Genomic DNA, 26,103 nt, shown 5'->3' with positions numbered 1-26,103 from the left:
CGTACATTTTCGACAAATGTTCGTCTTTCCGTGAATGAGCAAAATCTAAGGCGTTAAACCGCCTTAGACGTCGATTGCTCCGGGTTTAGCATTATGCCGGCATCCTGCAGCATCCACTCAATAAAGCAGCCATAGCCGGACGAAGGATCGTTTACGAATACATGTGTGACTGCTCCGACCAACTTACCGTTCTGAATAATCGGGCTGCCACTCATCCCTTGGACGATTCCCCCCGTACGCTCAATGAGCTTCGGATCTGTTATTTTGATGACCATCCCCTTCGTCGCCGGGGAAGATTGCTTGGATACATGCACGATCTCGATATTGAACCGTTCGACCTTTTGCTTCTCGACAACGGTCAGAATTTGCGCAGGCCCTTCTTTTACCTCTTCCGCGAAAGCAACCGGCATCGGCTCAGCGTGATACGCATGATCCGGAGTTTCCTTCATTTGACCGAAGATCCCGAAAGGCGTATTTCGCTCAACGCTGCCTAAAATGCGACCGCCCTTGAGAAAACTCGCTCTTTTCTCTCCTGGTTCACCGTTCTGGCTTTTGGAAATCGAGTTGACGCTCGATTGCAAAATTTCTCCGCTTCCTACGACGATCGGAGTTTGGGTATCCATATCGGTAATGACGTGTCCTAATGCACCGTATACGCCTTGATCAGGAGCATAGAACGTTAACGTGCCGACGCCCGCCGCCGAATCGCGAATGTACAATCCCAAGCGCCAAGCTTTGTCTTCCTCGTCATAGGCCGGATTTAATGAAGTGCGGAATCTTTCTTTGCCTCTCTGGACCAATAACTTTAGAGGCGCTCCGTTTCGTCCAGCCGTTTCGGCATATGGAGCTATTTTGGAAATATCGTTGCATACTTCTCCGTTGATCTCAACGATCAGATCGCCGAGACGCAACTTCGCTTCTTCTCCGGGAGAAACCTTCGTATTCACTCTTGTTTTGACCAAATGATGCCCAACGACCATAATGCCCGCCGATTTGACTTTAACGCCAATCGTCTGCCCGCCGGGGATAACCCTTAGATCGGGAACGACTTGTAAACGTACCGTCTTGAACGGAATTTTACCGAACAGCTTCAGCTTCAAATCCGTAACGCCGCTATGCTTTGGTTGAATGGATAAAGGCTGACTAAGATCGACGCGTACCGAAGAGTGATTGCTGCCGTTGATTTCCGCTACTTGCGTATTCAAGCTACCCTGGGCATGAACGGGCATAGCGTAATGTAGCGACACAGCCTGACCTTGAAACATCCTCAATTGATTAGGGAACTTCGCAAAATGTTGAAAAGGTGCGGAACAAACGGCGATACATAGCATAAGAACGACAACAAGTCCAATGCGACGTTTCCTGGAGTGCTTCTGGTACAAGTTCTCACGCTCCCCTACAGTCTGAATCGGCTATTTCTTTGTCGCCGATAACGTACCTATAAGGTAACCGTGCCTTGCTTCTTTTATGTTCCCAAAAAGCTTCCTTTTCGTTTGTTTTTTCGCGTCATTACGCGTTTTTCTGTTGCTGAGCCAAACTAAGCATTTCTTGTGCATGATGGCGGGTTTTTTCCGTTACTTCCACACCGCCCAGCATCCGCGCCAATTCCTCCACTCTTTGTGAATCCGCTAATTCCGTCACGGATGTCTGAGTTCGGTCTTGGGACGTGACCTGCTTATAAATTTCATACTGATGATCTGCCATGCAGGCGACCTGCGGCAAGTGGGTAATTGCGAATACTTGGCAGTGTCTGGACAGCAAAGAAAGCTTCTCGGCGATCGCTTGCGCCGCCCTGCCACTGACGCCCGTATCGACTTCGTCGAAAACAAGTACCGGGATTTCGTCGATTTGAGCAAAAATCGCTTTAAGGGCAAGCATGACCCGAGACATTTCGCCTCCGGAAGCGATCTTGGCAAGCGGTTTAGGCGGTTCGCCGGGATTCGTCGAAAGAACGAATTCGGCGGTATCCGCGCCAGAGCTCGTCAAAGCTGCTGACCCGAGTTTAACTTCGAATTGTGAACGATCCATCTGAAGGTGCGCGAGCTCTTGCTCGATCTGGCGGGACAGGTCACGCGAGGCTGATTTTCTAATCTCCGTTAAGTTAGACGCTCTTGTTTGAAGTTCCGATAATAACGCTTCTTCGCGTAAGGTCAGTTCTTTAAGCAATTCGTCGCGATTATCAAGCTGATCGGTTTCCGCTTTGATTCGAGCTTGATAAGCCAGTATATCTTCAACCGTCTCGCCGTATTTGCGCTTCAAGCCATGAATAACGTCTAGACGCTGCTCAATTTGGGCTAGCCGTGCCGGATTGAATTCAATTCCTTCTTTATAATCCCGCAATTGAAATGCGCTATCTTCCACGCCGTAATAAGCCGACTGTAATTGCTCGACTAGCGGCTGAAGGATGACCGGATCGACTTTCACGATGTCCTGTAGCTTAGATAAAGCCCGCGAGAGCGCCGCTAGCCCTTTCGCGCCGTACAAGAGGTCATAAGCTTCGGTGACGGAATCCGCTAATTTCTCCGCATGGGCTAGTTTGCGTCGTTCATCCGCTAGGGATTCATCCTCGCCCGCCTTGAGCCGGGCTGCCGCGATTTCTTCCAATTGATAACGGTACAAATCGAGCATTTGCATGCCTTGGCGAGATTTCTCGTCCAGTTCGCGCCGCTCTTTATGTATAGCTTGATACTGCTGGAATAACGTGCGATATTCCGATTTCTTCTGTTGAATTTCTTCCCCGGCGAACAGATCAAGCCACTCCAAGTGCTTCTCCGTCCTCAGCAAAGACTGATGTTCATGCTGGCCATGGATATTGACCAGATGCTCCCCCACTTCTCTCAGCATCGTTAACGTAACGCTCTGACCGTTAATCCGTGCGGAAGATTTCCCATGGGTAAGAAGTTCACGGCGAATTAACAATGTTTCTTCTGAATCGGCTTCGATTCCGAGTCGCTGAAGCGTCTCCCAGACCGGGTGTTGCCGCGGCAAATCGAATACAGCTTCAATTATCGATCTGTCGCATCCATGACGAATCATTTCCGCGGAACCTCTGCCTCCGGCAGTTAAGGTTAATGCGTCGATGACGATCGATTTACCGGCCCCTGTTTCTCCGGTTAACACATGGAATCCAGGGTGAAACGTTACGGATACATTCTCAATAACTGCCAAGTTGTGGATGGATAATTCCCGAAGCATGAATAGCCTCCCTTGATCGTTGATCATAACGAATGTGAGTAAGAAAGGGGTTGTAATTATTGCATCATTTCGTCAATACGTCTCAGTACTTCTTCCCCGTGGGCTTTCGTTTTGCAGATAAGGAGCGTCGTGTCGTCCCCGCCTATCGTACCGATAATTTCAGGCCAATCCATTCCGTCGATCAGTGCCGCGATCGTTCCGGCCGTACCGGGCAAACACTTTAATACCGTCAAGTTCTCGGCAGCGTCAGCGCTTACGAAATGATCGAGCAAAGCGCGTTTAAGCTTATGTGCCGGATTAAATCGCTGATCTTGCGGCATCGAATATTTGTACCGGCCGTCTTCCAGCGGTACTTTAATGAGTTGCATTTCTTTAATATCGCGCGACACGGTCGCTTGCGTCACTTGCATGCCTTCCAAGCTAAGCACTTCTACGAGTTCTTCCTGCGTCTCGATTTCCCTTGATCCGATTAACTCGCGGATTTTACGTTGTCGTGGTCCTTTCATTCCTCGCCAGCCTCCACCTTGAATCTTACTGTTTTTATTTGTCTATCTTGAGCCTGAGCAAGGACGATGACGATTCCGTCACAATCCGGGAACAACAAAGCGTACACGAGGAAGCGCTCTCGCAAACCGCTAGCCGTCCAATCGATCGGTTGTCTTGTCCGCTCTACTTTAACCAGGTAGTACTTATCCTCTTTAAATGCTAAATAATCGAAATATAGGCGAGTCGGCATTGTCGGGCCGTCATCTAACACGACCCCGAGCGGAACGCGATGCTTTCCGGACAACACCTCGTAATCATGCTCTTGCAGAAGCTGAACAGTTTCATCCGGTTCTACGCCTCCTTCTAGCGCAAGCTTGCGAAGCCGTGAGCCTGGGGGCTCGTGAAGCCAGCGATCGAACCGTCTGAAACACCACCACACCATTAAGCCGGCAGCAACCAGCATAATTACCCAATCACCGAGCTTATCCAAACGCTGACCTCCCCAAGTTTCCATAACGGAGGAAAATAGGCTGTCTGGACATGATGTTCTAGTGCTCTCTTTTCTTTCGAGATGGACCCCTGATTATCCTCTTTCGCAACAAAACCCGAAGCATGCCGGACGACCCGGTTTATTATGCTCCGGCCGTTCTTCGGCAGCTCCGGGTAAACCGGACTATGTGGAATTGCGCTTAAAAGTCGTATTGGCTTCATCGACGATCATCTTAATTCGTTGGGTTAAGGCTTCGTCTACAAGCTCAGGCAGCGACTCATCCGGTTTGGACAAGCGCCAGTAGGCCAAAAACTCGATATTGCCTTCTCCTCCGGTAATCGGCGAGAAAGTAAGGCCATTAAGCTCGAAGCCTGAATCATGCGCCATCGTAAGCACTTCTCTAAGAACGCTCGCATGCACTGCCGGATCTCGAATGACTCCGGCTGACTTGCTGACCTGTTCTCTGCCCGCCTCGAACTGCGGTTTGATAAGCGCCACGGTTTGGCCGCCTAATTCAAGTAACCCCGCCAACACCGGCAAAATAAGCTTAAGCGAGATGAACGAAACATCGATGCTTGCGAAACCGGGTTTCGGACCATCCAATTGCTCCAAGGTCATATGTCTGAAATTCGTACGTTCCAGAACTTGAACCCGATTGTCCTGGCGCAAAGAATAGTCCAATTGATTGTAGCCGACGTCAACCGCGTAGACGCGCGAAGCGCCGTTCTGCAGCGCGCAGTCCGTAAATCCGCCAGTGGATGCGCCGATGTCGATCATTACGGCATCCTGCAAATCCAATCCGAAATGCTTGATTGCCTTCTCCAGCTTCAAGCCGCCTCTACTAACGTACGGGTGTAGAGCGCCTTTCACGGATATCGCCGCGTCTCTCGGAACCTTCGTCCCGGCTTTGTCCACGCGTTCCGTACCGATGAAAACCAGACCGGCCATGATGGCTGCCTTAGCCTTTTCGCGGCTTTCGTAATAGCCTAGTTCGAGCAGCAATACATCTAGCCGCTCCTTCGTGACAGTCGTTTTTTCCATTAAGTCGCCCTTTGCCTTTTGCGTACAGCGAGTGAAGCCAATTGCTTGGCGATCGCTTCGGCCGTCAAGCCGGTTTCCGCGCGTTGTTCCTTGATCGATGCGTGCTCGATGAACAAGTCCGGCACCCCAGCCAATTGGATCGATGGCGGTTGAATGCCATGCAGGGCGTAGAACTCGAGGATCGCGCTGCCTAAGCCGCCTTGAACCGCGCCTTCTTCGACGACCAAGAGAGGGATACGTTCTTTGGCCATTGCCAGCAGCATCTTCTCGTCCAGCGGTTTGATGAACCGGGCATTGATAATACGAATGTTGATTCCGTCTCGTTTAAGCAATTCGGAAGCTTCTTCCGCCACTTGAACCATCGGCCCTATCGCTAATACCGCCGCGTAATCGCCCTCTCGCACCGTTTCCCACGTTCCGATCTCGATCGGCTTCATCTCGTCGTCTATGGTAACGCCAGTTCCGGCTATGCGCGGATAACGAACGGCTATCGGCCCTGCTTCATAGTCGACTGCCGTCTTCAGCATATTCCTAAGCTCATTCTCGTCCTTAGGCATCATAAGCACCATGTTCGGAATGTGTCTTAGAAATGCAATATCGTAAACTCCTTGATGCGTCTCCCCGTCGGCGCCGACGAAACCTGCCCGGTCGATAGCGAAGATGACGTTAAGGTTTTGCCTGCAAATGTCATGAACCACTTGGTCGTACGCCCGTTGCAAGAATGTGGAATACACCGCGAACACGGGTTTCATCCCTTCCATAGCAAGCGCCGCGGACATCGTGGCGGCATGCTGCTCGGCGATTCCGACGTCGATCATTCTGTCCGGATATTTCTCGGCGAATTTCAGCAGGCCGGAGCCGCCCGGCATTGCAGGCGTGACGGCGATAATCCGTTTGTCTTGATCGGCTAGCTCGATCAAGGTATTCCCGAATACTTCCGTATACATAGGCGGTCCTACCGGCTTAACGACTTGACCGGATTCGATCTTGTACGCGCCAGTTATTCCGTGCCACTTATGCGAATCTTGTTCTGCAGGGGTATACCCCTTGCCTTTGACCGTTAATACATGAACCAATACGGGTCCGTCAACGTTGTCCGCTTGGTTGAATGCTTCCATCAGCTTATTAATATCATGGCCGTCAACCGGCCCGAAATATTTAAGTCCGAATTCTTCGAATAACATTCCATCGGGCGCAATCAAATACCTTAAGCTATCTTTGACCCGATCCGCGGTACGCGCGAGTTTACCGCCGATTGCCGGCACTTTGCGCAACAGCCAATCGAGCTCGTCTTTCGCTTTGCGGTATATTTTCTCTGATCTGACTTTGCCCAAATAATTATGAATAGCCCCCACGTTAGGCGCGATGGACATCTCGTTATCGTTAAGCACGACCATTAGCTTGCGTTTCTCATGGCCGATATGGTTCAACGCTTCGAGTGCCATTCCGCCAGTTAGAGCTCCATCGCCGATAACGGCAATAACTTTATTGGACGCGCCTTTGTGATCGCGTGCTAAAGCCATCCCCATCGCTGCGGACAAAGAGGTGCTGCTATGGCCGGCTTCCCAAACGTCGTGCTCGCTTTCGTTGCGTTTCACGAATCCGCATAATCCGTCTTTCTGGCGAAGCGTATCGAAACGATGCTGGCGTCCAGTCAGCATCTTATGAACGTAGGCTTGGTGTCCCACATCGAAAATAAACTTGTCTTCCGGGCTGTTATACAAATAATGCAACGCTAGCGTAAGCTCAACCACGCCTAGATTAGGCGCGAGGTGACCACCGGTCGCAGATAATTTTTGAATTAGAAATTGCCGAATCTCTTCAGCCAACTTAGGAAGTTCGGGTAGCGTCAATTTCTTTAAGTCGGTCGGACTGTCGATATGCTCGAGCAGCAAGTGATGTTCCCCGCTTTCCCCTAATGGATATTACCGCTATTATACCATATCCCCAAACAATGCCCAAGTTTCAGCGAAGTTCGCCGCCGAAATTTAGGATCTCGGGCAGAAAAAAAGCCAATGGCCGCCGCAAGAATAATTTCTCGCAGAACGCCATTGGCTTATCGAATAATAATATGACTTAACGGAGTAAATGTTATGTGGTTAATGGTCCCTGTTAAGCAAATAATCCGCGATTGCGATCAATTTGTCCGGCTTGGCGAGTCCGGCTTGAAGCAACGTTTCGTTCGCTTCTTTCGTCAGATCGACGACCCGTTTGCGGCTTTCGTCCAAGCCCATCAGGAACGGATAAGTCACCTTCTCCTGACGCTCGTCGCTCTTCACAGGCTTACCTAGCTTGTCCGCGGTTCCCGTCAAATCCAGAATGTCGTCTTGGATCTGAAAGGCTAATCCCACATTGCGTCCGAACAGCCCATAAGCCTCCAATTGCTTTTCGTCCGCCAGACCGGCATGACCGCCGGACCGCAACGAAAAAGCGATCAGATCGCTCGTTTTATGCAAATGAATGTTTTCGAGCTGCTGCAACGAGGTTACGCCTTGTTCTCCCAGCATATCGTCGACTTGACCTCCGACCATACCCGAAAGGCCTGCATATTTCGCAAGCTCCTGCACGACGGCAAGCACGCGCTCCGGGGGCACGCCCAGCTTAGCCGCCTGCGTAACGACGTGGAAAGCATGCGTTAACAGACCATCGCCGGCTAAGATCGCCATCGCGTCCCCGAACACTTTGTGATTCGTGAGCCTGCCGCGACGATAATCGTCATTGTCCATTGCCGGCAGATCATCATGGATAAGCGAGTACGTATGGATCATCTCTACAGCGCAAGCGAAGGGAAGTGCCCGCTTGCTCGCGTCATCGTTGCCCTCCACGGCCTGAGCGGCAGCCAGAACGAGAATCGGGCGTAAACGCTTGCCCCCTGCCAGCAATGAATAATCCATTGCTTCAAGCAACTTGCCCGGCATGGTCCATTCCGTCGGGAAAACCGTTTGCAGCGCCTTCTCCACGATCTCGCGCTGTTGTTCCAAATATGTATGTATTGCCACCGAAGTCGTCACGTCAATACCCCTTGTCTCCCGAAGCTTACGCCTCTTCTTTCGCCGCAGCGAAAGGCTTACGCTGCAATCCGGTATCGCCTTCCACTAACATTTCAATGCGACGCTCTACCTGATCTAGTTTCTGACCGCACAACTTGGAGAGGGACATCCCTTCCTGAAAAAGCTCAATGGCGGTTTCAAGCGGAACATCCCCGCTCTCCAGCTTAGCGACGATCGTTTCGAGCGTTTCCATCGCTTGCTCGAATGTCAGAGCAGGAGCCTCGATATTTTTATCCGCATTGCCCGCATTGCCCGCAGTGCCGTTCTTAGCCATTCGACTTCTCCTCCCCGTGAATTCCCCATACTTGGCAATCCAGCTTGCCATCCTGCAATTTAACCCGGATCAAGTCGCCCGGCTGCACTTCGTTAATCGTACGAACCAATGACTTCTCCTGTTCGTCGTATACCAAGCTATAGCCTCGAGCCATGACTTTAAGAGGGCTAAGCGCGTCCAAATGGCGAACGAGTGAACCGAATTGGCTTTGCCGCTGTCGCAAAATCCCGTTCATGGCGAGCTCCAGCCCCCGTGTTGCGGATGTTATCCGTTTGCGGGCGAATTCGGCTTGCTGATTCGGATTAACGGCGGATAATCTGCCGCTCAGGCGAGTCAAGCGCTCTTGGGCTCTCGCTTGATCCGTGCGAATTCGAAATTGCAAGCGATCCTTTAATCGGTCGAGACGTTCCGCTTGAACGAGCAGGCTTCGCCTTGGTTGCGTGAAATACGGCGACCTGGCCGCATGTTGCCATCGTTCCCTGGCTTTCCCGAGCAATCCGCTTAAAGACTTTGCCATTCTCTGTTCTAGATGAACGAGTCCTTGCCTTAATTCCCCGGAATGTCTGACCGCAAGCTCGGCCGCAGCCGTAGGGGTAGCCGCTCTTAAATCTGCGGCGAAATCGGAAATCGTAAAATCCGTTTCATGACCGACTGCCGAGATTACCGGAATTGCCGATGCCCTGATCGCCCTTGCTACCGCCTCTTCGTTGAAGGCCCATAGCTCCTCTAAGGATCCTCCGCCCCGCCCAACGATAAGCACGTCTGCTTCGCCAAGCGCATTCATCGCCTTAATCGCTTTAACGATCGAAGGCGCGGCGCTTGTTCCTTGAACGGCTACAGGATATAACAGCACATGTACGCCCGGATTACGACGCTCCAGTGTAATCATGATATCCCTTACCGCAGCTCCGGTCGGTGACGTAATGACGCCCACCGTGCGAGGATAAAGAGGTAATGCACGCTTATGATGATCAAGGAAAAGCCCTTCCGATTCGAGCTTTTTCTTGAGCTGCTCGAACGCCAAGTAGAGGCTCCCAATCCCATCCGGCTGCATTGCCGTTGCGTAGAACTGATATTGCCCGTCTCTCTCGTATACGGAAATGCCTCCGCGAGCCAGCACCTTCATTCCGTCTTTCGGCGCGAATGGAAGCCTAGCGTTATAGGAGGCGAACATAATGCATTTCAATCTTGCGCCTTCATCTTTCAACGTAAAATACATATGCCCGCTGGAATGGAAAGTGAAGTTGGATATTTCGCCTCTCAGCCAGATGTCTTGGAGTCCGGAATCGCCTTCAAGCTTCATCTTAATGAGGCGATTGATATCGCGAATGCTTAAAGCGCGCGCCGGTTCCATCGTTTGGCTCCTTCCTATCCTCTTGCTTTCTTCGCGGACTTCAACGTGTTCGCCATTAGCATCGTAATGGTCATCGGTCCGACGCCCCCAGGAACCGGCGTGATCCAGCCAGCTACGTCTAATACATCGTCATAGTCGACGTCGCCGCATAGCTTGCCATCCAGCAAACGGTTTACGCCTACGTCGATCACGACAGCACCCGGTTTGACCCAATCTTTCTTTACGAGCTTCGGTACGCCAACGCCAACGACCAGAATATCCGCTTGGCGCGCGATCTCGGAGATGTTCGGCGTACGGGAGTGGCATATCGTAACGGTAGCGTTCTCGCGAAGCAGCAACATCGCTACCGGCTTACCTACGATATTGCTGCGGCCGATCACTACCGCATGTTTGCCGGCAGGAGAATTCCCCGTTCTCTTAAGCAGTTCAATAACGCCGGATGGCGTACAAGGAAGCAGCGCGTCGTCCCCGATCATCAGATTCCCGACGCTTTCCGGGTGGAATCCGTCCACGTCTTTCTCGACGGAAATCGCGTCAATGATCGCTTTCTCTTCGATATGCTTCGGAAGAGGCAACTGAACAAGAATGCCGTGAATATTCTGCTGTTCATTATATTTCGTAATTAAGGCAAGCAATTCGTCTTGAGTCGTCTCCGCAGGCACCCTAATCACTTCCGAGTGATAGCCGAGCTGTTCGCACGCCTTCGCTTTGTTTCTTACGTAGACTTGGGATGCAGGGTCTTCGCCGACGAGAATGACGACTAAGCCTGGCGTAACTCCCTGTTGCTTTAACTGCTCGACTTCATGAAGAAGTTCCTCGCGAATCGTATCCGATATTTGTTTACCGTAAATGATTTGTGCGCTCACAGCTTGTCTTCCCCCTGCGTCTGGTTTTCTTCTCTTTCCCTTAACATCCGTCCAAGTACTCCGTTAACGAACTTTCCGTTCTCCTCCAGGCCGAAATGCTTAGCAAGCTCGATCGCTTCGTTAATAACGACCTTAGCAGGAACTTCCTTGCGGAACATCAATTCATAAACGGCCAACCGCAATATTTGCCTATCTACCCGCGATAAGCGATCCACTTGCCAACCCGTCAAATAAATGACAAGGCTTTGATCGATAACCTCTTGCTTTTCCTTCACGCCTTGCACCAATTCGCGAGTAAAGGTGTTAATGCTAGCTAATTCTGCAACATCCGTACCGATCTCATTGTCCTGACGAGCTTCCTCCATCACGATATCGACGGCTTCATCTCCGGTCACGCCATTCATCTCTATCTGGTACAAGCTTTGTACCACGATTTCCCTTGCGAGTCTGCGCTTCATGTATCCTCCCGAACGATCCTGATTGTTAATGCGTTTAGCGGTAATTCAAGTATGACTATAAAAAACAAAAAAAACCCATGAGCATCTATTCCATCGGAAACTGCGGAGCTCGCATAAGCTCCACCGTCCCTGCCTGGGCAAGAACATTCACAGGGATTATCGTGACCAAGGCCAACGGTCCGTCACCCATTCCGTCAGTTTATCCAACGGAAATAAAGGCCCGCGCCGTTCATCCTTATGTTTTCCAATCCAATATCCGATGCCAATGAGCAAAGCGCAGAATAGCATATCCCAAAATCCGCTAATCAAATAAATAATACCGAACAGGAGCCCTGCCGCTACACCGGCGATTCTCCCTCCGAAGGTTTCCCACCAGACTTTCCACATTGGCGGTTGCCTCCTATTCTACTCGGCTCTTAAAAGTAGTTGGCGCCTGCGTAACGTTCGCGATGAATACGGACACTTCCGCAACCGGGATTCCCGTCGCTTCTTCGACTTGCTGCGAGACAGTACGTTGCATTTCCTCGGATAAGGTAGGAATCGAGCCTTCTCCTTCAACGAAAGCCTTAATCAGAATGCCAAGTCCCGCTTCGGATACCCTTACTCGAGCACGCAGGTCTTTCACTCCGCGCGTTCGGGAAGCCGCTTTGAGCGCGAGATTCTCAACTGTCTCAACGGAGATTCGAATATCGCCATGCTCAGTCCGTTGATTAATGGACGGGGCAGAATGGCTGTCGCGGCGAACGGATACAACAAAGAATCTTACGCTTAAGAGGAATAGAATAATACCGACAATAATTACCGAGCCCTGAACGGCCCGCACATCGCCAGTAAAGTCGGATACGACTTCATTCAGCCATTTCTCTGAAAATCCGCCGCAAGCAGCAACGATTGCCACAATGGATGCGATCCCGATTGCCACGCTGTACAAAAATAGAAGCAGCCTGTCCATCACTTTAACCAACGTTAGCGTCCTCCTGTTTCCTCATTGAGGTAGTCCTCCATGATTGCGAAAAAGGCCTCTGCGAGAGTTCCCTGAAGGAAGATCTCGTCAGAGGGCCGTCATCCGCATACCGGAGGTTATGCCGTTACCGCGGAAATCAGGTTGCGGTCACATCATTATCGGACACGTACATTCGATTCATCTTCATCGGGCTTGTCGCCCGCTTTGAAGTGAACGTCATGTATATGAACGTTAACTTCTACAACATTAAGTCCGGTCATTGTCTCAATCGAGCGTTTGACGTTACGTTGAATTTCGGTTGAAATTTCCGGTATCCGGCGTCCATATTGAACAATAATCGATACGTCGACAGCCGCTTCGCGTTGACCGACTTCCACTTTAACGCCCTTGGACAAATTTTTGCGTCCTAACAATTCGGCGATTCCAGAAGAAAGTCCACCGCTCATGCCTGCAACGCCATCGACTTCCACAGTCGCTAGACCGGCAATCACTTCAATGACTTCCGGCGCGATCTCAATGGTGCCCATGTCCGTCCGTTCGTAATCCGGAGCTATCGTTTCCATTTGCGTAGTTCCACCTCCACATACCCGGAACAAATCTAAGTAAGTCCGAGCATTCGCCTTCACTACTTATAAATATAGCATTCCCGGATTATTATGACAAACGCTTGGCCAGAAATTAAATCGAAAATTCATTGTCCGGCGAAGCTTCGCTGTCGTTGTTAATATCGTGCTCTTCAAGAAATTTGATATCGAATGTCCCTTTGTTGAAGATCGGATGGTTCATCAGCTTCATATGGAACGGAATCGTCGTCTTGACGCCTTCCACCATAAATTCGCTTAACGCTCTCCGAGTTCTTGCAATAGCTTCATCGCGAGTAGGCGCCCATACGATCAACTTGGCGATCATGGAATCATAGTGCGGAGAAATCACGTACTGCGGATAGGCTGCGCTATCCACCCGAACCCCAGGGCCACCCGGCGGCAAATAGAAGCCGATGCGTCCTGCGGAAGGCATGAAATTGCGTTCCGAATCCTCCGCGTTAATCCGACACTCGATAGCCCAGCCATCGAACTTCACGTCTTCCTGCTTAAAGGAAAGAGGCGCGCCTTCGGCGACTGCGATCATTTCTTTGATTAAATCGATTCCCGTAATCATTTCCGTCACGGGATGTTCCACTTGAATCCGGGTGTTCATTTCCATGAAGTAGAATTGACCATCTGGACTAAGCAAATATTCGATCGTTCCGGCGCCGGAATAATTGACCGCTTTCGCAGCCCTGACGGAGGCTTGACCCATCCGATTCCGTAACTCTGGCGACATAATGGAGCATGGAGCTTCCTCGACCAGCTTCTGCCGGCGACGCTGCACGGAGCAGTCCCGCTCGCCAAGATGCGCTACGTTGCCATGTTTGTCCGCAATGATCTGAATTTCAACATGCTTCATTCCCGTTAAAAACTTCTCGAGATATACGCCCGCGTTGCCGAAAGCTTTTTCCGCTTCCTGTTGCGCTGTCGTAATCTCGCGAACGAGCATCTCTTCGTTCTCCGCGATGCGGATTCCTCGGCCGCCGCCGCCCGCAGTCGCCTTGATGATAACGGGATATCCGATCTCGCGGGCTACGCGTATCGCATCGTCGAGATCTTCAAGCAAGCCGTCCGAACCCGGGATGACAGGCACGTCTGCGTCTTTCATCGTTTGCTTGGCAACCGCTTTGTCTCCCATGCGACTAATCGCGACCGAAGACGGTCCGATAAACGTAATATTGCAAGTTTCGCAGATATCCGCGAAATCAGCATTTTCAGAAAGGAATCCGTATCCCGGATGGATAGCATCGCAATCCGTTAATGTCGCAACGCTCATAATATTAGTCAGGTTCAAATAACTGTCCTTGGACGCTGTCGGTCCAATGCAATAAGCTTCATCAGCCAGACGTACGTGCAACGATTCCCGGTCAGCTTCGGAGTAGACCGCCACAGTGGCGATTCCTAGCTCCCGGCATGCACGGATAATTCTAACCGCGATTTCGCCGCGGTTGGCGACCAAAATCTTATTAAATTTCAAGATGACATCCTCCTCGGGATTATTCCGGCTTCACTAGGAATAGCGGTTGGCCGAATTCGACGAGCTGTCCGTTCTCCACTAGAATATCTACGATCTCGCCCTTTACTTCAGCTTCCAAAGGATTCATCAACTTCATCGCTTCCAAAATACAAACGACCGTCTTGTCGGAAACTTTGTCTCCGATGTTAACGAACGAAGAAGCATCCGGCGACGGGGAACGATAGAACGTGCCTACCATCGGAGATACGATGCGGTGAAGGTGGGAATTATCTGCTGCCGGAGCTTTAGCTTCGGGAGCAGGAGCTGCGGCAACTGCAGGTGCTTGCACAGCTGTCTGTACTGTCGGCAGGTATGTATGAGAAAGCTGGGGAGTTTGCACGTTTACGACTTCCGTGCGACCTGGTTTGCGAATCGACAACCGCATTCCTTCGTTCTCAATTTCCAATTCATGTACGGTGGTTTGGTCTACCAATTTGATCAATTCTTTAATTTCGCTTAGCTTAAACATCTCGGTCACTCCTTGATTCGGGATTCCCCGTCTAAAGAAAGCATGTTCGATCCCACAACGGAACTATTATACCATAATCGTCCGAAATGGAAAGAGTTATGCCGTCTTCCGCATAAGCGGGGGGAGAAAACCTAAACGAGGGGACGCCCGGAAAGTAGAAAACGAATCTACTTGTCGGGACAGTCCCCTCGCTAAGGTTAATCGCGCATATTCGATTGGGCATTGTTTACTGCACGTACTGCACCGTCACGTGATCCGGCGTCACATTGAGCTCTTTCGTCGCCAGGTCGATGATTCCGATCGCTTGTTTCTTCTCCATTTTCTCGCTCAGAACGATGACTTTGAAATTATTCAAGTCTACCTCGGATACGACCGCGTTCTCGTATTCTTGAAGCAGCTTTTCCTGGAGACTCGTAATTCGAGAATCCTTATCCTCCAATCGGGCCAACTCTTCCGCGGCGCTAGTCGCCTCTTCTTGGCTCACCTTGGTATTGTTCACCGTGATCGCGTACAATTCCTCGGCCCGTTTGCTTATTTTGGTTTGTTCTTCAAGCTGGATCTTATCGAGCAATTCGTTTCCGCTGGCGTTGTTGATGCCCTTGATCACGGCTTCGTCCTCTGGCGAAAGGCCTTGCGAGTTCGTCGCGTCTCCTTGCGCTTCCCCGGAAGGAATTCCCCCGGTCGTTCCGTCCGGCTTCACTCCTGTCAGCTCGTCGGTCACCGGCTCTTCTTCGGTCACGCTAATTCCCGCAGAATTGGACGAGGACGAAACTTTGCCGGCATTGTTTAGCGACTGGGACGCTTGCGTTCCGCTTGGAGTGGAGGGAGCATCTTCCGTAAACAAGTAATAAGCGGATAAAATCACCATCAAGCTAAGCATCGAGACCAACCATATGGTTTGGCGTTTGTTATTCATTTTTCCATTCCTCCCATTTTCATATCATTTGATTATTCGCTATGTTTTGCGCGGTACGACGGAAATACGATGAATCGGCACGTCCAACCCTCGGGAAACCGCTTCGGCAATAAGTTTATGAACGGTTGCGTTCTCGGCTCCCTTCGCCACGATCAGCACTCCGCGAATGCGGGACTTCAGCTTCTTGACGACAATCGGCGATTGACTGCCCGACACCTCGTACAGCACGACTTGACCATCTTTCGAAATATCGGTGATATGCCGCTTAGCACCGTTGCGATCGGTTTCTTCCGTGATGGTCGACATCATTTTCTCATTCAGCTGAACGACGGTTTCCTCGGTTGAGTCAACCGTCACCATCACGTCCACCGTGCCGACGCCGACAATCCGTTCCAGCAAATCCTTCAATCGGCCCTCATACTCCGCTTCGATATCCGCGAAGGCAGAGGATTTTTTGTCCTCGCTGCCCAAGAAGGCTTGCTGCTGGGGAATATCCTCATCGCGCGGAGGAGACAAGTCGGGATCCTTCGCGGGATCCAACGGTTTGACGTTTAACATAGAAGCCGCGAGCAGCAAGGCGGCCCCGATCAATCCGATCAGTACTAGCCAACGGAACGCCTTGACCCTGCGCGGTCCTCCCGAACCGCCGCCGATGAATGATTCCAGTTGCTGTAGCCACTTTGCCATTTCGCACCTCCCTAGTCTTATACCGATGTTATGAACGGTTTCCGCTGGCCGCTTTTCCCGCGGGCAGCTTAACCTCGACGATGTTGACCGCGAGTCCGAAACGGCTTGCGATCATGGCGGATATTCGCAAGCTAGTTTCACGGTCAAGCTGCTCTTCGGCTTGCCCCTGCTTCTCCGATCCCGTTGCCGGCTCCGCGATGACTGCCCTGTCCTCCTGATTTACCGCAGAAGGCAATGCCTGCTCGCCATCAGGCCAGCCTTCTATGTCATCGATCTGGATATCGACAGCTTCAACCGGCTTCACATCACGATTAGATAAGGATTCGGGCTTCCGGTCTCCCGCAGCCGTTTCAGGCTCCATCAAGACGACCACCTTGGCAACCGTTAACGTCCCATCCGCTTCTTGACCAAGCACGACGTCTACTTTTCGTACTTCGCGCTGTTCGGTTTGCTCCACTTCATTCCGAATCGAGGTTTCCAACTTGGAAGTTACCAGCTTAGTCGCTTGAATCTGGTGCTTATCACGTAGCTCGGCTCCGGCTTTTTCGATCATTGCCAACTGGCTATCCGCGCCTTGCGGAGACTGTTCTACCGCATCAAGGCCCGCGGCCAACTTGCCGGTGAAGTCACCCTTCATCCAGTTCATGATCGGGGTTGCTAATGTCATGAGGATAAACAGGCCGGCAACTAGCCTCACATACCTCTGCATCGTGCGGTTGGGCAGCAACAGATCGATAAGCGCCGCTAGCAAGACGACGGCGATGATCTGGCGAAGCCAATGGGATAGCCCATCCATTAACCCCATTCAGCGATCACCTCCCCTATCAGCGGATCATGAGAGCGGCGTTACCCGCCGTCAAAATAATCGTTACCGCCAGGAAGAACATCAGCCCAACCGATGCCAAAGCCGCGAACACGTAGATCAGCGTCTTGCCGATCGTTTGGAGGCAATGCACGATCGGAGTGTCTCCGAGCGGTTGCATAACCGCACCGGCGAGATTGTAGATCAAGGCAAGCGTCAATATTTTCAAAGCGGGAAAAGCACACAGGAACAACAAGACGATTACTCCGGTTAACCCGACGGCGTTCTTGACGAGCAAGCTCGCGGATAAAACCGTATCTGTTGCGTCCGAGAACATTTTCCCGACGACGGGAACGAAATTACCGGTGACGAATTTGGCCGTTCTAAGCGCGACTCCGTCCGTGACAGCGCCGGTTGCCCCCTGAACCGAGAGCACGCCCAGAAATACGGTAAGCAGGATACCGAGCACGCCGATACCGATATTTCGCAGTAAATTGGCCAATTGGGTCACTTTGTACCGCTCGGTGATCGAACTAACCAAGTGCAGGACGGCAGAGAAGAAAAGGAGCGGAAATACGACCAAGTGCACGAACGTTCCTACTGTATGGATCATGAAGACGATTAGCGGATGCAATACGGCCACTGAAGTAACTCCGCCCGTACCCGCTAGAAGAGTCAGGAGCAGCGGCACCATCGCAAGCATGAACTGCACCATTTGCTCGATCGCGTCTCCGGCGTACGAGGTCGCTGTCCGGAAGCTGTTCACCGCTAGTATAATCAGAACAAGGTAGGCGATTCCGTAAGCGACTTTGCTAACCGCATTCCGTTCGAATGCGCCTTGCATCGTCTCGAGCAGCATCGTGAAAACCGTGAGCAGAACGATCGTTACCAGCAGTTTACCGCTATAGAGTACCTCGTGAAGGAAAAATTTCGCCAAGCCCGTCATGGCCTGGCTCGCGCTCCAGTGATTGCCTTGCGGAAACATAAGCTGACGCAGCTCGGGCAGCTTGCCCTCTGGGAAATAGCCGCCATATTGCCCCTTCAGATCGTTCCAATACTTCTGAATTTCCCCGAGTTGAACATCCTCGCTCTGCTGCTTGGCCAAATCTCCGGATAGCTTACCTGGCTCATTTGCCCCAGGTTCCGCCACTGCCGCGATAGATGATGCCCGTTCCGCGAAAACGGTAGAGTTACCCATGAGAACAACGAACATGAGCATGAACAGCAGGATGATAAGCTTTTTCTCTATTCCCGTCTGCCGAAGCATGTTCACCCTCCCGTCCCCGTATCCGTCAAGCCGGCAGCAAATTCAGCACCGTTTCGACGATGACGCTGATGATGGGCACCGCCATGACCAAAATTAACATTTTACCGGCGAATTCGATTTTCGTAGCGATACTCTCTAGCCCCGCGTCCCTTACGATTTGCGCACCGAATTCCGCGATATAGGCTATTCCGATGATTTTTAGCATCGTCTTCAGGTACACGGTCGGAATGCCCGAACGATCCGCAAGCTCCTCTAACACGGAGATTACATCATCGATCTTCCCTACGAATGCCAGGAAAATGGCCACTCCGACGAAGGCGGCCAGCAGATAGGCGAACATCGGCTTTTGTTCACGGATGACAAGAATGAGCACGGTCGCTAGAAACCCGATTCCGACGATCTGGAGAATGTCCACCCGCTTCACCTACTGGAACAGGAATATCGTCTTGATTTCCTGGAATAAATCGTTAAGCATTCGAACGACCATGAACAGTACGACCACGAAGCCGATCAAAGTCACCCAATGTGCCATATCTTCTTTGCCCATCTGTTTCAACACCGTATGAATCATCGCCACGATGATACCGATGCCGGCGATTTGAAATATGGTGCTGATGTCGATGTTCATCGCTATGGCCTCCTAAACAAACTAGATCATCAGTATCACGACCAAAGCGGCTCCGAGCATTCCTAAGCTTCGGCTAAGTTTCTCGTATCGGTACTGGTCGTCACGGGCCGAGGATTCTTCCGCTTGTAATTGGATGGCCGTAAGCCGAATGTGCTTCAGTTGATCCTCCCGTCCGCTGCCCCCGAGCGTAGACCCTAACCTGAGCAACGCTTCCTTCTCCGCAGTCTTCATTGCCGTTGAAGGCCAATAAGCGTTAATCGCCCGTTGCCAGCACTCCCTGACGGTTTCACCTGATTCCGCCGCATCCGCCATAAGCGCCTCCGCAATGTTTGCAAATAAGGCCGATAACGGCTGCTGTACCAATCTAGAGATGCGCATAAGCGCTTCCGGCAAATAAGTTTGGCCGTAGCTGATCTCCGTTTCCAACCGTTGCAGGGCATGAAGGAGCTCGCGAATTTGACGGGGACGGGCAGCGAACTTCGCAGCCTGCAGAAAGCCGATCATGGTCCCGGCGAACAAGACAAGCAAGATGCCGGCGAATTTAAGCATGGTCGATCCCCTGGGGTTCTTGAAGCGCAGGCGATCGGATGACCGGCATCTGTCGCGCCTTGACCGTAACCTGCGTGGGAGATGTAGATGTCGCATGGGCTTTCGCGATTATTGGATCAAACGGCGCATCTCTAGGCATAGCCCCGATCGTGCGGCTGAATCGGCGCGACGTCGCTTCTAATGCCTCCTCGGCGGAAATCACCCGATGTTTCACCTTGTCTCCGGTTCGGGACAGAAATACGTAGGTGCCGAACACTCCGTCCCGCGCGAGCTTGGCAAGAACAGGCCTCGCGAATACGTCGCCGATATCAAGGGCGTGCGCGGTTGCCAGCACCTGCACGCCTGCATGAATGGCTTCATGTATGGCTTCCGCGTCTTCTGGACGACCAATCTCGTCCACGGCGATAATTTCCGGCGACAGCGATCTTATCATCATCGTAATCCCTTCTGCCTTCGGGCAAGCATCGAGAACGTCGCAGCGGGGACCCAGATCAAAGGTCGGAACTCCTTTCTCGCTGGCCGCGATCTCGGAACGTTCGTCCACGACTCCGACTTTCCGGCTTCCCCAATCGCGGGCTGCGGGGTGATGCCATTCTCCCGAGCTTATACAGCGGACTAAATCTCTTATAAGTGTTGTTTTCCCTTGCTGCGGGGGGGAGACGATCAACGTATGCCGTATCGTTCTAGCTGTGAAATCTAGCAGATCCGGAAGGATCTGCGCTCCGAATCCCGCACGAGCTCGCGCGATACGCACGTTAAAACCTGCGATATCCCGCAGGTGCGACACGACGCCTTTGTCCAATACCGTTCGGCCAGCAAGTCCGATTCGATGTCCTCCGGATACCGTGATGAAACCTCTTCGCAGCTCCTCTTCTACCGCGTAAATCGAATGGTTGGTCAATCTTTCTAGTAACGCGCGGCATTGTTCTTTGCCTGGCAAGAAAGCTTCTCTGTAACTGCTCGTCAATGTTCCGTCCTCTCGGACGAACGCATAACGGCTTCCAAAGCTGATTTCTAACGGGCGATTTTCCCGTATGCGGATCTCCTCCAACACTTCCCTAGCCTCGGTTGGCATTCGTTCCAACACTTGACGTAAGGAAGTCGGGAACAGCTCCATCAGTCGTTGAGGCAACTTGGCTCCCCCTTTCCGCCAGAAGAGGTTGTTCAATAAGCCTTATTAAGTTTGTGCAGGCTGATTGGACTCTCACTTGAAGTGGATCATTGCTGTTTCATATGTATGCTTGGACAGCCGGATTATGCCTGCTTGGCCAATCTGATCTAGCGATATTCACTTTCTGAGAATGCCTATTAATAGACAGCTCACTCCTGCAAGAATCCATATCAATTTGGAAGGCGATAGCTTGTCCGCTATGCCGACTAGTCCGATCGTCGTCGTCGAGATCAGCACTAACGGACCGACCAACGCCAACATGGAATTGACGGCCAGCGCTTTCTGAACGTCATTCAAGCGAAGCATCACGATCGCTGCGGTTACTTCTATGCTGCCGGATAATATCCGGAGCATGGCCATGCTGAAGGCGGCTTTATCCATAACTTCCCCTCCTTATAGAGGTTTTGTGTCATTGACTGAATTGAACCTCGATACTATCTGTATGCACGTCCAGCCACCAACTTGTCTATTAGGTCGGAGAACTTTATCCGGAGCGGCATGGCGAGAGAACACCTAATAATGGGCGATTGCATATATTGACTTGTAAAAATCCACCTTGTATTCCAACGAGGAGAGTTGAAAATGCAAACGACAACCCCGAAAACCACTTGGCCCGCAACCTTAGCCGATCCAAGCGGGCATAGGCAGGCTAAACCACGTACGAAAGGCCTAACGATGGTGATAGACAAAGGCATCGGGCTGAACGCATTCTCTGATATGCTCGCGACTTCCGGAGAGTATATCGACATTATCAAGTTCGGGTTCGGTACTTCCCCCTTGTACCCAATCCCTGTTATTCGCAGCAAAATAGAGCTCGCGGCCAAACAAGGGATTATGGTTATACCGGGAGGAACGCTTCTCGAAGCAGCGGTCAGGCTGGATTTGGTACCTGGTTTCTTCAGCCAAATTCTAGCGTTGGGTTTCACCGGCGTTGAAGTGTCGGACGGCACGATCGAACTCAGCCGTTCTCTACGCAGCGAGCTGATAAGGGATGCCAAGAGTTTAGGGCTTACCGTATTCACCGAATACGGTAAAAAACAATTCGGCTCGCGAATCGATGTGCTCGATTTCGCCGCGACGGCGGAGCAGGATTGGGCTTGCGGAGCAGAGCTTGTTACCGTTGAAGCAAGGGAATCCGGGAAAGGCGTAGGGTTATTCGACGAGCAAGGAGACTGCAGAGACGGGGATCTGTCTCACATCTTAAGCGTAGTCCCAAACTTGGACCGGGTGTTATGGGAAGCTCCTCTTAAGGAACAGCAAGTTTCACTGATCAAATCGTTGGGAGCGAACGTTCATCTAGGGAATATCCCTTTCCATGATGCCATTACATTAGAAACTTTGCGCCGCGGACTCCGCTCCGACACTTTCGAGCTGCAACAGGTACCTTATTTCGACTATATGATCTGATTATTGTATTAGGCAAGCCTTGCGTTCTAAACGCAAGGCTTGTTCCATATCGTGTACCAACCATCCATTCGGGAGTGTGTCGCCGTTATGTACGGAGAGTTGGTATTGGTCGCGCTAATCGTTATCGGTTTAATTGGGAGATCGTCAATTATTACGACTGCGGCTTGTATTCTCCTGATTATCAAGCTGACTCATCTGGAACGATATCTCCCTTCCATTGAGCGCAGGGGAATCGAGCTTGGTTTGCTGTTTCTCACTTTAGCCGTCTTGGTTCCCTTCGCTTCCGGCCGAATCCAACCTAAAGATATCTACGTCGCCTTTACGGGCTGGACAGGTTGGGTAGCGCTTGCGGGCGGGGCAATCGGAGCGTATTTGAACAGCCGCGGCTTAGAGACGTTGAAAATGGACCCTCAGCTCATCGTCGGCATTGTCATCGGTTCGATCGCCGGCGTTATTTTGCTGCGCGGCATTCCGGTCGGCCCGCTAATGGCGGCGGGCTTGTCGGCGATTATTATCAAACTGGTTCAGTTGATGATAGGAAAGTAAGTTCGCGACTTGAGTTTTAGCCGGAGAAAATTAGGAAATCTAGGAGAGTGTAGGCTATCACGTTATTGGCCCCGCAATCAGGATAAACCGAATTACAAGGCGCATTATGTGTTATTGCGAGGCTGTAGTTGGGTTTTTCCTGATTACTCGGCACTTTCCGCAATAACGCGAGGGTAGCGGACGCAAAAAAACCTGCCCTGAGAAGTCGTAACCGACTCCCGGGGCAGGTTCATCTATTGCCAATATTAGCGGCGATCTTGCGGGCCGCCAACGAACGCGGTTTCCGCTGTATCCAAGCCATATGCAGTGTGAAGCGCGCGTACGACTTCTTGTACGGGCTCGGCTGCGATAACGCAGGATACTTTGATTTCCGATGTGCTCACCATTTTGATGCTGACGCCCACACTGGAGATCGCTTCAAACATTTTCGCTGCGACTCCCGGGCTGGACACCATTCCAGCGCCTACGATCGACACCTTCACTAAGCCTTCCTCGAAGGTCGCCTCGCGATATGGAACCTCCGATTTAATGCTCGACAACACTTCCAACGCACGTCCGCGATCGGCGAGCGAGACCGTGAAAGAGAAGTCCGCCTTCCCGTCTTGGACTCCGCTTTGAACGATAATATCCACATCGATGCCATGTGTAGCCAATGCGCCGAACATCTTAGCAAGAACGCCTGGCAAATCCTCCACGCCAAGCACGCTGATGCGGGCTACATTTTTATCCGAAGCGATTCCCCTTACGACAATGCCCTGTTCCATTTCCGCGACCTCCCGCACCAACGTGCCTTCATTATTCGTAAAGCTTGAACGTACAACCAAGTTCACATTGTTATGCTTCGCGTATTCAACCGCACGCGGGTGAAGTACGGCAGCTCCCAAGTGTGCCAGCTCAAGCATTTCGTCGTATGAGATTTCGTTTAACTTTCTTGCGCATTTTACGACCCGCGGGTCAGTAGAGTAGATTCCGTCCACGTCCGTGTAAATCTCGCACACGTCGGCTTTAATCGCGGCCGCTAACGCAACCGCTGTCGTATCGGAGCCTCCGCGCCCTAACGTCGTAATCTCTCCGCTCGCCGTCATTCCTTGGAAGCCGGCTACGATAACGATATTCCCTTCGTCCAGCGAAGCAAATATCCGATCCGGAGAAATGTCGCTGATTTTCGCTTTGGCATGAACGTCCTCGGTGACGATGCCAGCTTGCCAGCCCGTATAAGACTTTGCTTCATGCCCAAGCTTATGAATAGCCATCGACAACAAGGCGACGGAAATTTGCTCACCTGTCGATAACAGCATATCCATCTCGCGGGATGGCGGATTAGCGTTAATCTCGTTCGCTTTGTCGATTAGATCATCCGTTGTATCTCCCATCGCCGACACTACGACGACAACGCGGTCACCTTGCAGCTTTTTGTCGATAATCCGCTGCGCCACGCGAGCCATACGCTCCGTTGTGCCGACGGAACTTCCGCCGAATTTCATAACGATCAATGACACCGGTAGTCACTCCCTAAGTCAATCTTTCTAAACGTATAAACGGAAATTCAAAAAAGTCGTAAATGCCCACTTATTGAACAACCTCTTATGAGAACACCTGTATACAGCATTATATTATAGCACAAGTAATTGGGCCCAAAAATATAAAAATCCCCTGTTTTCGCAACATTTTGCGAAAACAGGGAACTTCGATCTCATTATGCGCGGGAAACGTATTTTCCTTCGCGGGTATCGATCGTCAGCACGTCGCCCTCGTTGATGAATAGCGGCACTTGAACGGAGAAGCCGGTTTCCAACTTAGCGGATTTAGTAGCACCTGTAGCCGTGCTGCCTTTAATTCCCGGTTCAGCTTCAACGACTTTAAGATCAACGCTGTTCGGAAGCGTAATCCCGATTATGTCGCCTTGGTAGCTGGCAATGTTAACGGTCATGTTCTCGGTAAGGAAGTTAACTTCCCATTCCAATTGGGCTTTCGTCAATTCGAACTGATCATACGTTTCATTATCCATGAACGTATATTCGTTGCCCGAATTGTACAAGTATTGAACCGCGCGGTTCTCGACGTGAGCGCGAACGACGTTCTCGCCCGCACGGAACGTTTTCTCGACTACGTTACCGTTTTTCAGGTTTTTGAGCTTGGAGCGTACGAACGCAGCGCCTTTGCCCGGTTTAACATGCTGGAAATCGAGCACTGAGTAGAGCCCGCCTTCCACTTCGATCGTCAAGCCTGTCTTAAATTCGTTTACGGAAATCACTTAATTACTCCTCCTGTAGAGACATTGCTCCATGATTAGTCCAATACGATTAGATGTTTGGGCGACTTCGTCAAGATACGGATCCCGTTCTCGGTAATGACGATATCATCCTCAATTCTTACCCCTCCGAAACCGGGGAGATAAATTCCGGGCTCCACCGTAACGGTCATTCCCGGGGCTAGAACGACATCGCCTGTCAACGAAAGACGAGGCGACTCATGAATTTCCATGCCGAGTCCGTGTCCCGTTCCATGACCGAAATATTCACCATAACCATACCTTGTGATGATATCTCTCGTCAAGGCGTCACCCTCTTTCCCGGTCATTCCGGGAACAAGATGGTCCAAGGCAAATTGCTGGGCTTCCTTGACAATTTCATAGATTTCGCGGTGCTTATCGCTCGGTTTACCTACAACAACGGTACGCGTAATATCGGAACAATAACCGTTATAGTAAGCGCCATAATCGAGCTTAACGAATTCGTCTCTTCCGATAACCCGGTCGCTAGCAACGCCATGCGGCAGTGCCGACCGTTCTCCGGAAGCTACGATCGTATCGAACGACGAGCTTGTTGCACCCTGCGAACGCATGAACACTTCAAGCTCCAGCGCGATGGACTTCTCCGTGACTCCAGGTTTAATGTACCCCAGAATATGCTCGAATGCCCGATCGGCCAGATCCGCGGCTTCTTGCATAATCGCTAGCTCATCTTCGTCCTTGAGCATCCGCAACTTCTCTACAATGCCATCCGAAGTGATGAGCTTAACCGGGCTTAATGCTTTCTCGATGATCCTATAATTAGCATAAGTGACATCTTGCTCTTCGATCAGCAGTTCGCCGACGTTCCATTGCTTCAGAAGATCGGAGACTGTCGCATAAAGGCTCGAACCGTGTTCAACGATCTGGAAGCCTTGCGCTTCCTTTGGCGCCTGCTCCTTATAGCGGAAATCCGTGACAAGCGCAGCATGGTTCGCCGTTATAAGAACAACACCAGATGATCCGGTAAAGCCGGTCAAATACCGTCGATTAATAGGATGGGTGACAAGCAGCGCATCTCCCTCGGATTTCGCAATCAACTCGCGCAATCGAGTAACGCGATGATTAGGCATTCAGATTCCCTCGCTTT

Annotated in this window: 30 protein-coding genes; 2 read left to right on the top strand and 28 right to left on the bottom strand. The window is 51.4% G+C overall.

Translation table 11 applies throughout. From position 1 onward, the window contains the following. Nucleotides 1-53 precede the first annotated feature (53 nt). From spoIVB to L3D05_RS01120, 25 genes are all read right to left on the bottom strand, one after another. Complete coding sequence (spoIVB, locus tag L3D05_RS01240; RefSeq protein ID WP_255807143.1) at nucleotides 54-1,382, bottom strand: SpoIVB peptidase; 1,329 nt, start codon at nucleotides 1,380-1,382, stop codon at nucleotides 54-56. 127 nt (nucleotides 1,383-1,509) lie between these two features. Further along, the gene (gene recN / locus L3D05_RS01235; RefSeq protein WP_239613881.1) at nucleotides 1,510-3,195 is read right to left on the bottom strand and encodes a DNA repair protein RecN; all 1,686 of its coding nucleotides are present in this window, start codon (nucleotides 3,193-3,195) and stop codon (nucleotides 1,510-1,512) included. Between the two features lie 56 nt (nucleotides 3,196-3,251). After that, complete coding sequence (gene ahrC, locus L3D05_RS01230) at nucleotides 3,252-3,701, bottom strand: transcriptional regulator AhrC/ArgR (protein WP_239613879.1); 450 nt, start codon at nucleotides 3,699-3,701, stop codon at nucleotides 3,252-3,254. After that, nucleotides 3,698-4,171: a hypothetical protein gene (locus L3D05_RS01225; RefSeq protein WP_239613877.1), complete on the bottom strand. Its 474-nt coding sequence runs from the start codon at nucleotides 4,169-4,171 to the stop codon at nucleotides 3,698-3,700. Before L3D05_RS01225 ends, ahrC begins: the two co-directional genes overlap by 4 nt. A 183-nt stretch (nucleotides 4,172-4,354) precedes the next feature. Continuing rightward, complete coding sequence (locus tag L3D05_RS01220) at nucleotides 4,355-5,212, bottom strand: TlyA family RNA methyltransferase (RefSeq protein ID WP_239613875.1); 858 nt, start codon at nucleotides 5,210-5,212, stop codon at nucleotides 4,355-4,357. Continuing rightward, nucleotides 5,212-7,107, bottom strand: coding sequence for a 1-deoxy-D-xylulose-5-phosphate synthase (gene dxs / locus L3D05_RS01215; protein ID WP_239613874.1), 1,896 nt, complete (start codon nucleotides 7,105-7,107; stop codon nucleotides 5,212-5,214). Before dxs ends, L3D05_RS01220 begins: the two co-directional genes overlap by 1 nt. A gap of 204 nt (nucleotides 7,108-7,311) precedes the next feature. After that, nucleotides 7,312-8,223: a polyprenyl synthetase family protein gene (locus tag L3D05_RS01210; RefSeq protein ID WP_239613872.1), complete on the bottom strand. Its 912-nt coding sequence runs from the start codon at nucleotides 8,221-8,223 to the stop codon at nucleotides 7,312-7,314. A 25-nt stretch (nucleotides 8,224-8,248) separates the two neighbouring features. Further along, nucleotides 8,249-8,536, bottom strand: a complete 288-nt coding sequence (gene xseB / locus L3D05_RS01205; RefSeq protein WP_255807140.1) for an exodeoxyribonuclease VII small subunit — start codon at nucleotides 8,534-8,536, stop codon at nucleotides 8,249-8,251. Beyond that, the gene (xseA, locus tag L3D05_RS01200) at nucleotides 8,529-9,890 is read right to left on the bottom strand and encodes an exodeoxyribonuclease VII large subunit (protein WP_239613870.1); all 1,362 of its coding nucleotides are present in this window, start codon (nucleotides 9,888-9,890) and stop codon (nucleotides 8,529-8,531) included. Before xseA ends, xseB begins: the two co-directional genes overlap by 8 nt. A gap of 14 nt (nucleotides 9,891-9,904) precedes the next feature. Further along, nucleotides 9,905-10,756: a bifunctional methylenetetrahydrofolate dehydrogenase/methenyltetrahydrofolate cyclohydrolase FolD gene (gene folD, locus L3D05_RS01195; protein WP_239613869.1), complete on the bottom strand. Its 852-nt coding sequence runs from the start codon at nucleotides 10,754-10,756 to the stop codon at nucleotides 9,905-9,907. Further along, nucleotides 10,753-11,214, bottom strand: a complete 462-nt coding sequence (nusB, locus tag L3D05_RS01190) for a transcription antitermination factor NusB (protein WP_239613867.1) — start codon at nucleotides 11,212-11,214, stop codon at nucleotides 10,753-10,755. The genes folD and nusB overlap by 4 nt, the downstream gene beginning before the upstream one ends. Before the next feature lie 156 nt (nucleotides 11,215-11,370). Next, nucleotides 11,371-11,601 carry a DUF2273 domain-containing protein gene (locus tag L3D05_RS01185; RefSeq protein ID WP_239613865.1) on the bottom strand — a complete coding sequence of 77 codons (231 nt, stop codon included), beginning with the start codon at nucleotides 11,599-11,601 and terminating at the stop codon, nucleotides 11,371-11,373. A 13-nt stretch (nucleotides 11,602-11,614) separates the two neighbouring features. Then, the gene (amaP, locus tag L3D05_RS01180) at nucleotides 11,615-12,178 is read right to left on the bottom strand and encodes an alkaline shock response membrane anchor protein AmaP (RefSeq protein WP_239613863.1); all 564 of its coding nucleotides are present in this window, start codon (nucleotides 12,176-12,178) and stop codon (nucleotides 11,615-11,617) included. A gap of 155 nt (nucleotides 12,179-12,333) precedes the next feature. Then, a complete protein-coding gene (locus L3D05_RS01175; protein ID WP_239613861.1) occupies nucleotides 12,334-12,741 on the bottom strand; it encodes an Asp23/Gls24 family envelope stress response protein in 408 nt (135 codons plus the stop codon). Nucleotides 12,742-12,856: 115 nt separating this feature from the next. Further along, on the bottom strand, nucleotides 12,857-14,242 hold the full coding sequence (gene accC / locus L3D05_RS01170; protein WP_239613860.1) for an acetyl-CoA carboxylase biotin carboxylase subunit: 1,386 nt from the start codon (nucleotides 14,240-14,242) through the stop codon (nucleotides 12,857-12,859). Between the two features lie 19 nt (nucleotides 14,243-14,261). Then, entirely contained in the window at nucleotides 14,262-14,750 is a 489-nt protein-coding gene (accB, locus tag L3D05_RS01165) for an acetyl-CoA carboxylase biotin carboxyl carrier protein (protein ID WP_239613858.1), read from the bottom strand. 226 nt (nucleotides 14,751-14,976) lie between these two features. Continuing rightward, nucleotides 14,977-15,666 carry a SpoIIIAH-like family protein gene (locus tag L3D05_RS01160; RefSeq protein WP_239613856.1) on the bottom strand — a complete coding sequence of 230 codons (690 nt, stop codon included), beginning with the start codon at nucleotides 15,664-15,666 and terminating at the stop codon, nucleotides 14,977-14,979. Between the two features lie 39 nt (nucleotides 15,667-15,705). Continuing rightward, nucleotides 15,706-16,353 carry a stage III sporulation protein AG gene (gene spoIIIAG / locus L3D05_RS01155; RefSeq protein ID WP_239613855.1) on the bottom strand — a complete coding sequence of 216 codons (648 nt, stop codon included), beginning with the start codon at nucleotides 16,351-16,353 and terminating at the stop codon, nucleotides 15,706-15,708. 28 nt (nucleotides 16,354-16,381) lie between these two features. Continuing rightward, entirely contained in the window at nucleotides 16,382-17,158 is a 777-nt protein-coding gene (locus tag L3D05_RS01150) for a stage III sporulation protein AF (protein WP_239613853.1), read from the bottom strand. A 19-nt stretch (nucleotides 17,159-17,177) separates the two neighbouring features. After that, entirely contained in the window at nucleotides 17,178-18,422 is a 1,245-nt protein-coding gene (spoIIIAE, locus tag L3D05_RS01145; RefSeq protein WP_239613851.1) for a stage III sporulation protein AE, read from the bottom strand. 25 nt (nucleotides 18,423-18,447) lie between these two features. Then, on the bottom strand, nucleotides 18,448-18,837 hold the full coding sequence (gene spoIIIAD / locus L3D05_RS01140) for a stage III sporulation protein AD (protein WP_239613849.1): 390 nt from the start codon (nucleotides 18,835-18,837) through the stop codon (nucleotides 18,448-18,450). Nucleotides 18,838-18,846: 9 nt separating this feature from the next. Next, entirely contained in the window at nucleotides 18,847-19,050 is a 204-nt protein-coding gene (gene spoIIIAC / locus L3D05_RS01135; RefSeq protein WP_094050916.1) for a stage III sporulation protein AC, read from the bottom strand. 21 nt (nucleotides 19,051-19,071) lie between these two features. After that, complete coding sequence (spoIIIAB, locus tag L3D05_RS01130) at nucleotides 19,072-19,599, bottom strand: stage III sporulation protein SpoIIIAB (RefSeq protein WP_239613847.1); 528 nt, start codon at nucleotides 19,597-19,599, stop codon at nucleotides 19,072-19,074. Beyond that, complete coding sequence (gene spoIIIAA, locus L3D05_RS01125; protein ID WP_239613845.1) at nucleotides 19,592-20,731, bottom strand: stage III sporulation protein AA; 1,140 nt, start codon at nucleotides 20,729-20,731, stop codon at nucleotides 19,592-19,594. The genes spoIIIAB and spoIIIAA overlap by 8 nt, the downstream gene beginning before the upstream one ends. Nucleotides 20,732-20,887: 156 nt before the next feature. Further along, nucleotides 20,888-21,151, bottom strand: coding sequence for a YqhV family protein (locus L3D05_RS01120; RefSeq protein ID WP_239613843.1), 264 nt, complete (start codon nucleotides 21,149-21,151; stop codon nucleotides 20,888-20,890). Between the two features lie 201 nt (nucleotides 21,152-21,352). On the opposite strand from L3D05_RS01120, the gene comA reads away from it, so the two are divergent. Together comA and L3D05_RS01110 are read left to right on the top strand one after the other, a co-directional pair. Then, the gene (gene comA / locus L3D05_RS01115; RefSeq protein ID WP_239613842.1) at nucleotides 21,353-22,177 is read left to right on the top strand and encodes a phosphosulfolactate synthase; all 825 of its coding nucleotides are present in this window, start codon (nucleotides 21,353-21,355) and stop codon (nucleotides 22,175-22,177) included. Between the two features lie 87 nt (nucleotides 22,178-22,264). Beyond that, entirely contained in the window at nucleotides 22,265-22,723 is a 459-nt protein-coding gene (locus L3D05_RS01110) for a DUF441 domain-containing protein (RefSeq protein ID WP_239613840.1), read from the top strand. Nucleotides 22,724-22,968: 245 nt separating this feature from the next. Here L3D05_RS01110 and L3D05_RS01105 read toward each other — a convergent pair whose 3' ends face one another. The 3 genes from L3D05_RS01105 to L3D05_RS01095 form a co-directional block, all read right to left on the bottom strand. Continuing rightward, on the bottom strand, nucleotides 22,969-24,222 hold the full coding sequence (locus tag L3D05_RS01105; protein ID WP_239613838.1) for an aspartate kinase: 1,254 nt from the start codon (nucleotides 24,220-24,222) through the stop codon (nucleotides 22,969-22,971). Between the two features lie 197 nt (nucleotides 24,223-24,419). Continuing rightward, a complete protein-coding gene (gene efp / locus L3D05_RS01100) occupies nucleotides 24,420-24,977 on the bottom strand; it encodes an elongation factor P (protein ID WP_239613836.1) in 558 nt (185 codons plus the stop codon). Between the two features lie 35 nt (nucleotides 24,978-25,012). Next, entirely contained in the window at nucleotides 25,013-26,086 is a 1,074-nt protein-coding gene (locus tag L3D05_RS01095) for a M24 family metallopeptidase (protein WP_239613834.1), read from the bottom strand. Nucleotides 26,087-26,103: the final 17 nt, after the last annotated feature.

Source organism: Cohnella mopanensis (genome assembly GCF_022352055.1).
Classification (GTDB): domain Bacteria; phylum Bacillota; class Bacilli; order Paenibacillales; family Paenibacillaceae; genus Cohnella; species Cohnella mopanensis.
Note: the sequence above shows the minus strand (reverse complement) of the source record. Positions and strands in the feature narration are given on the sequence as shown.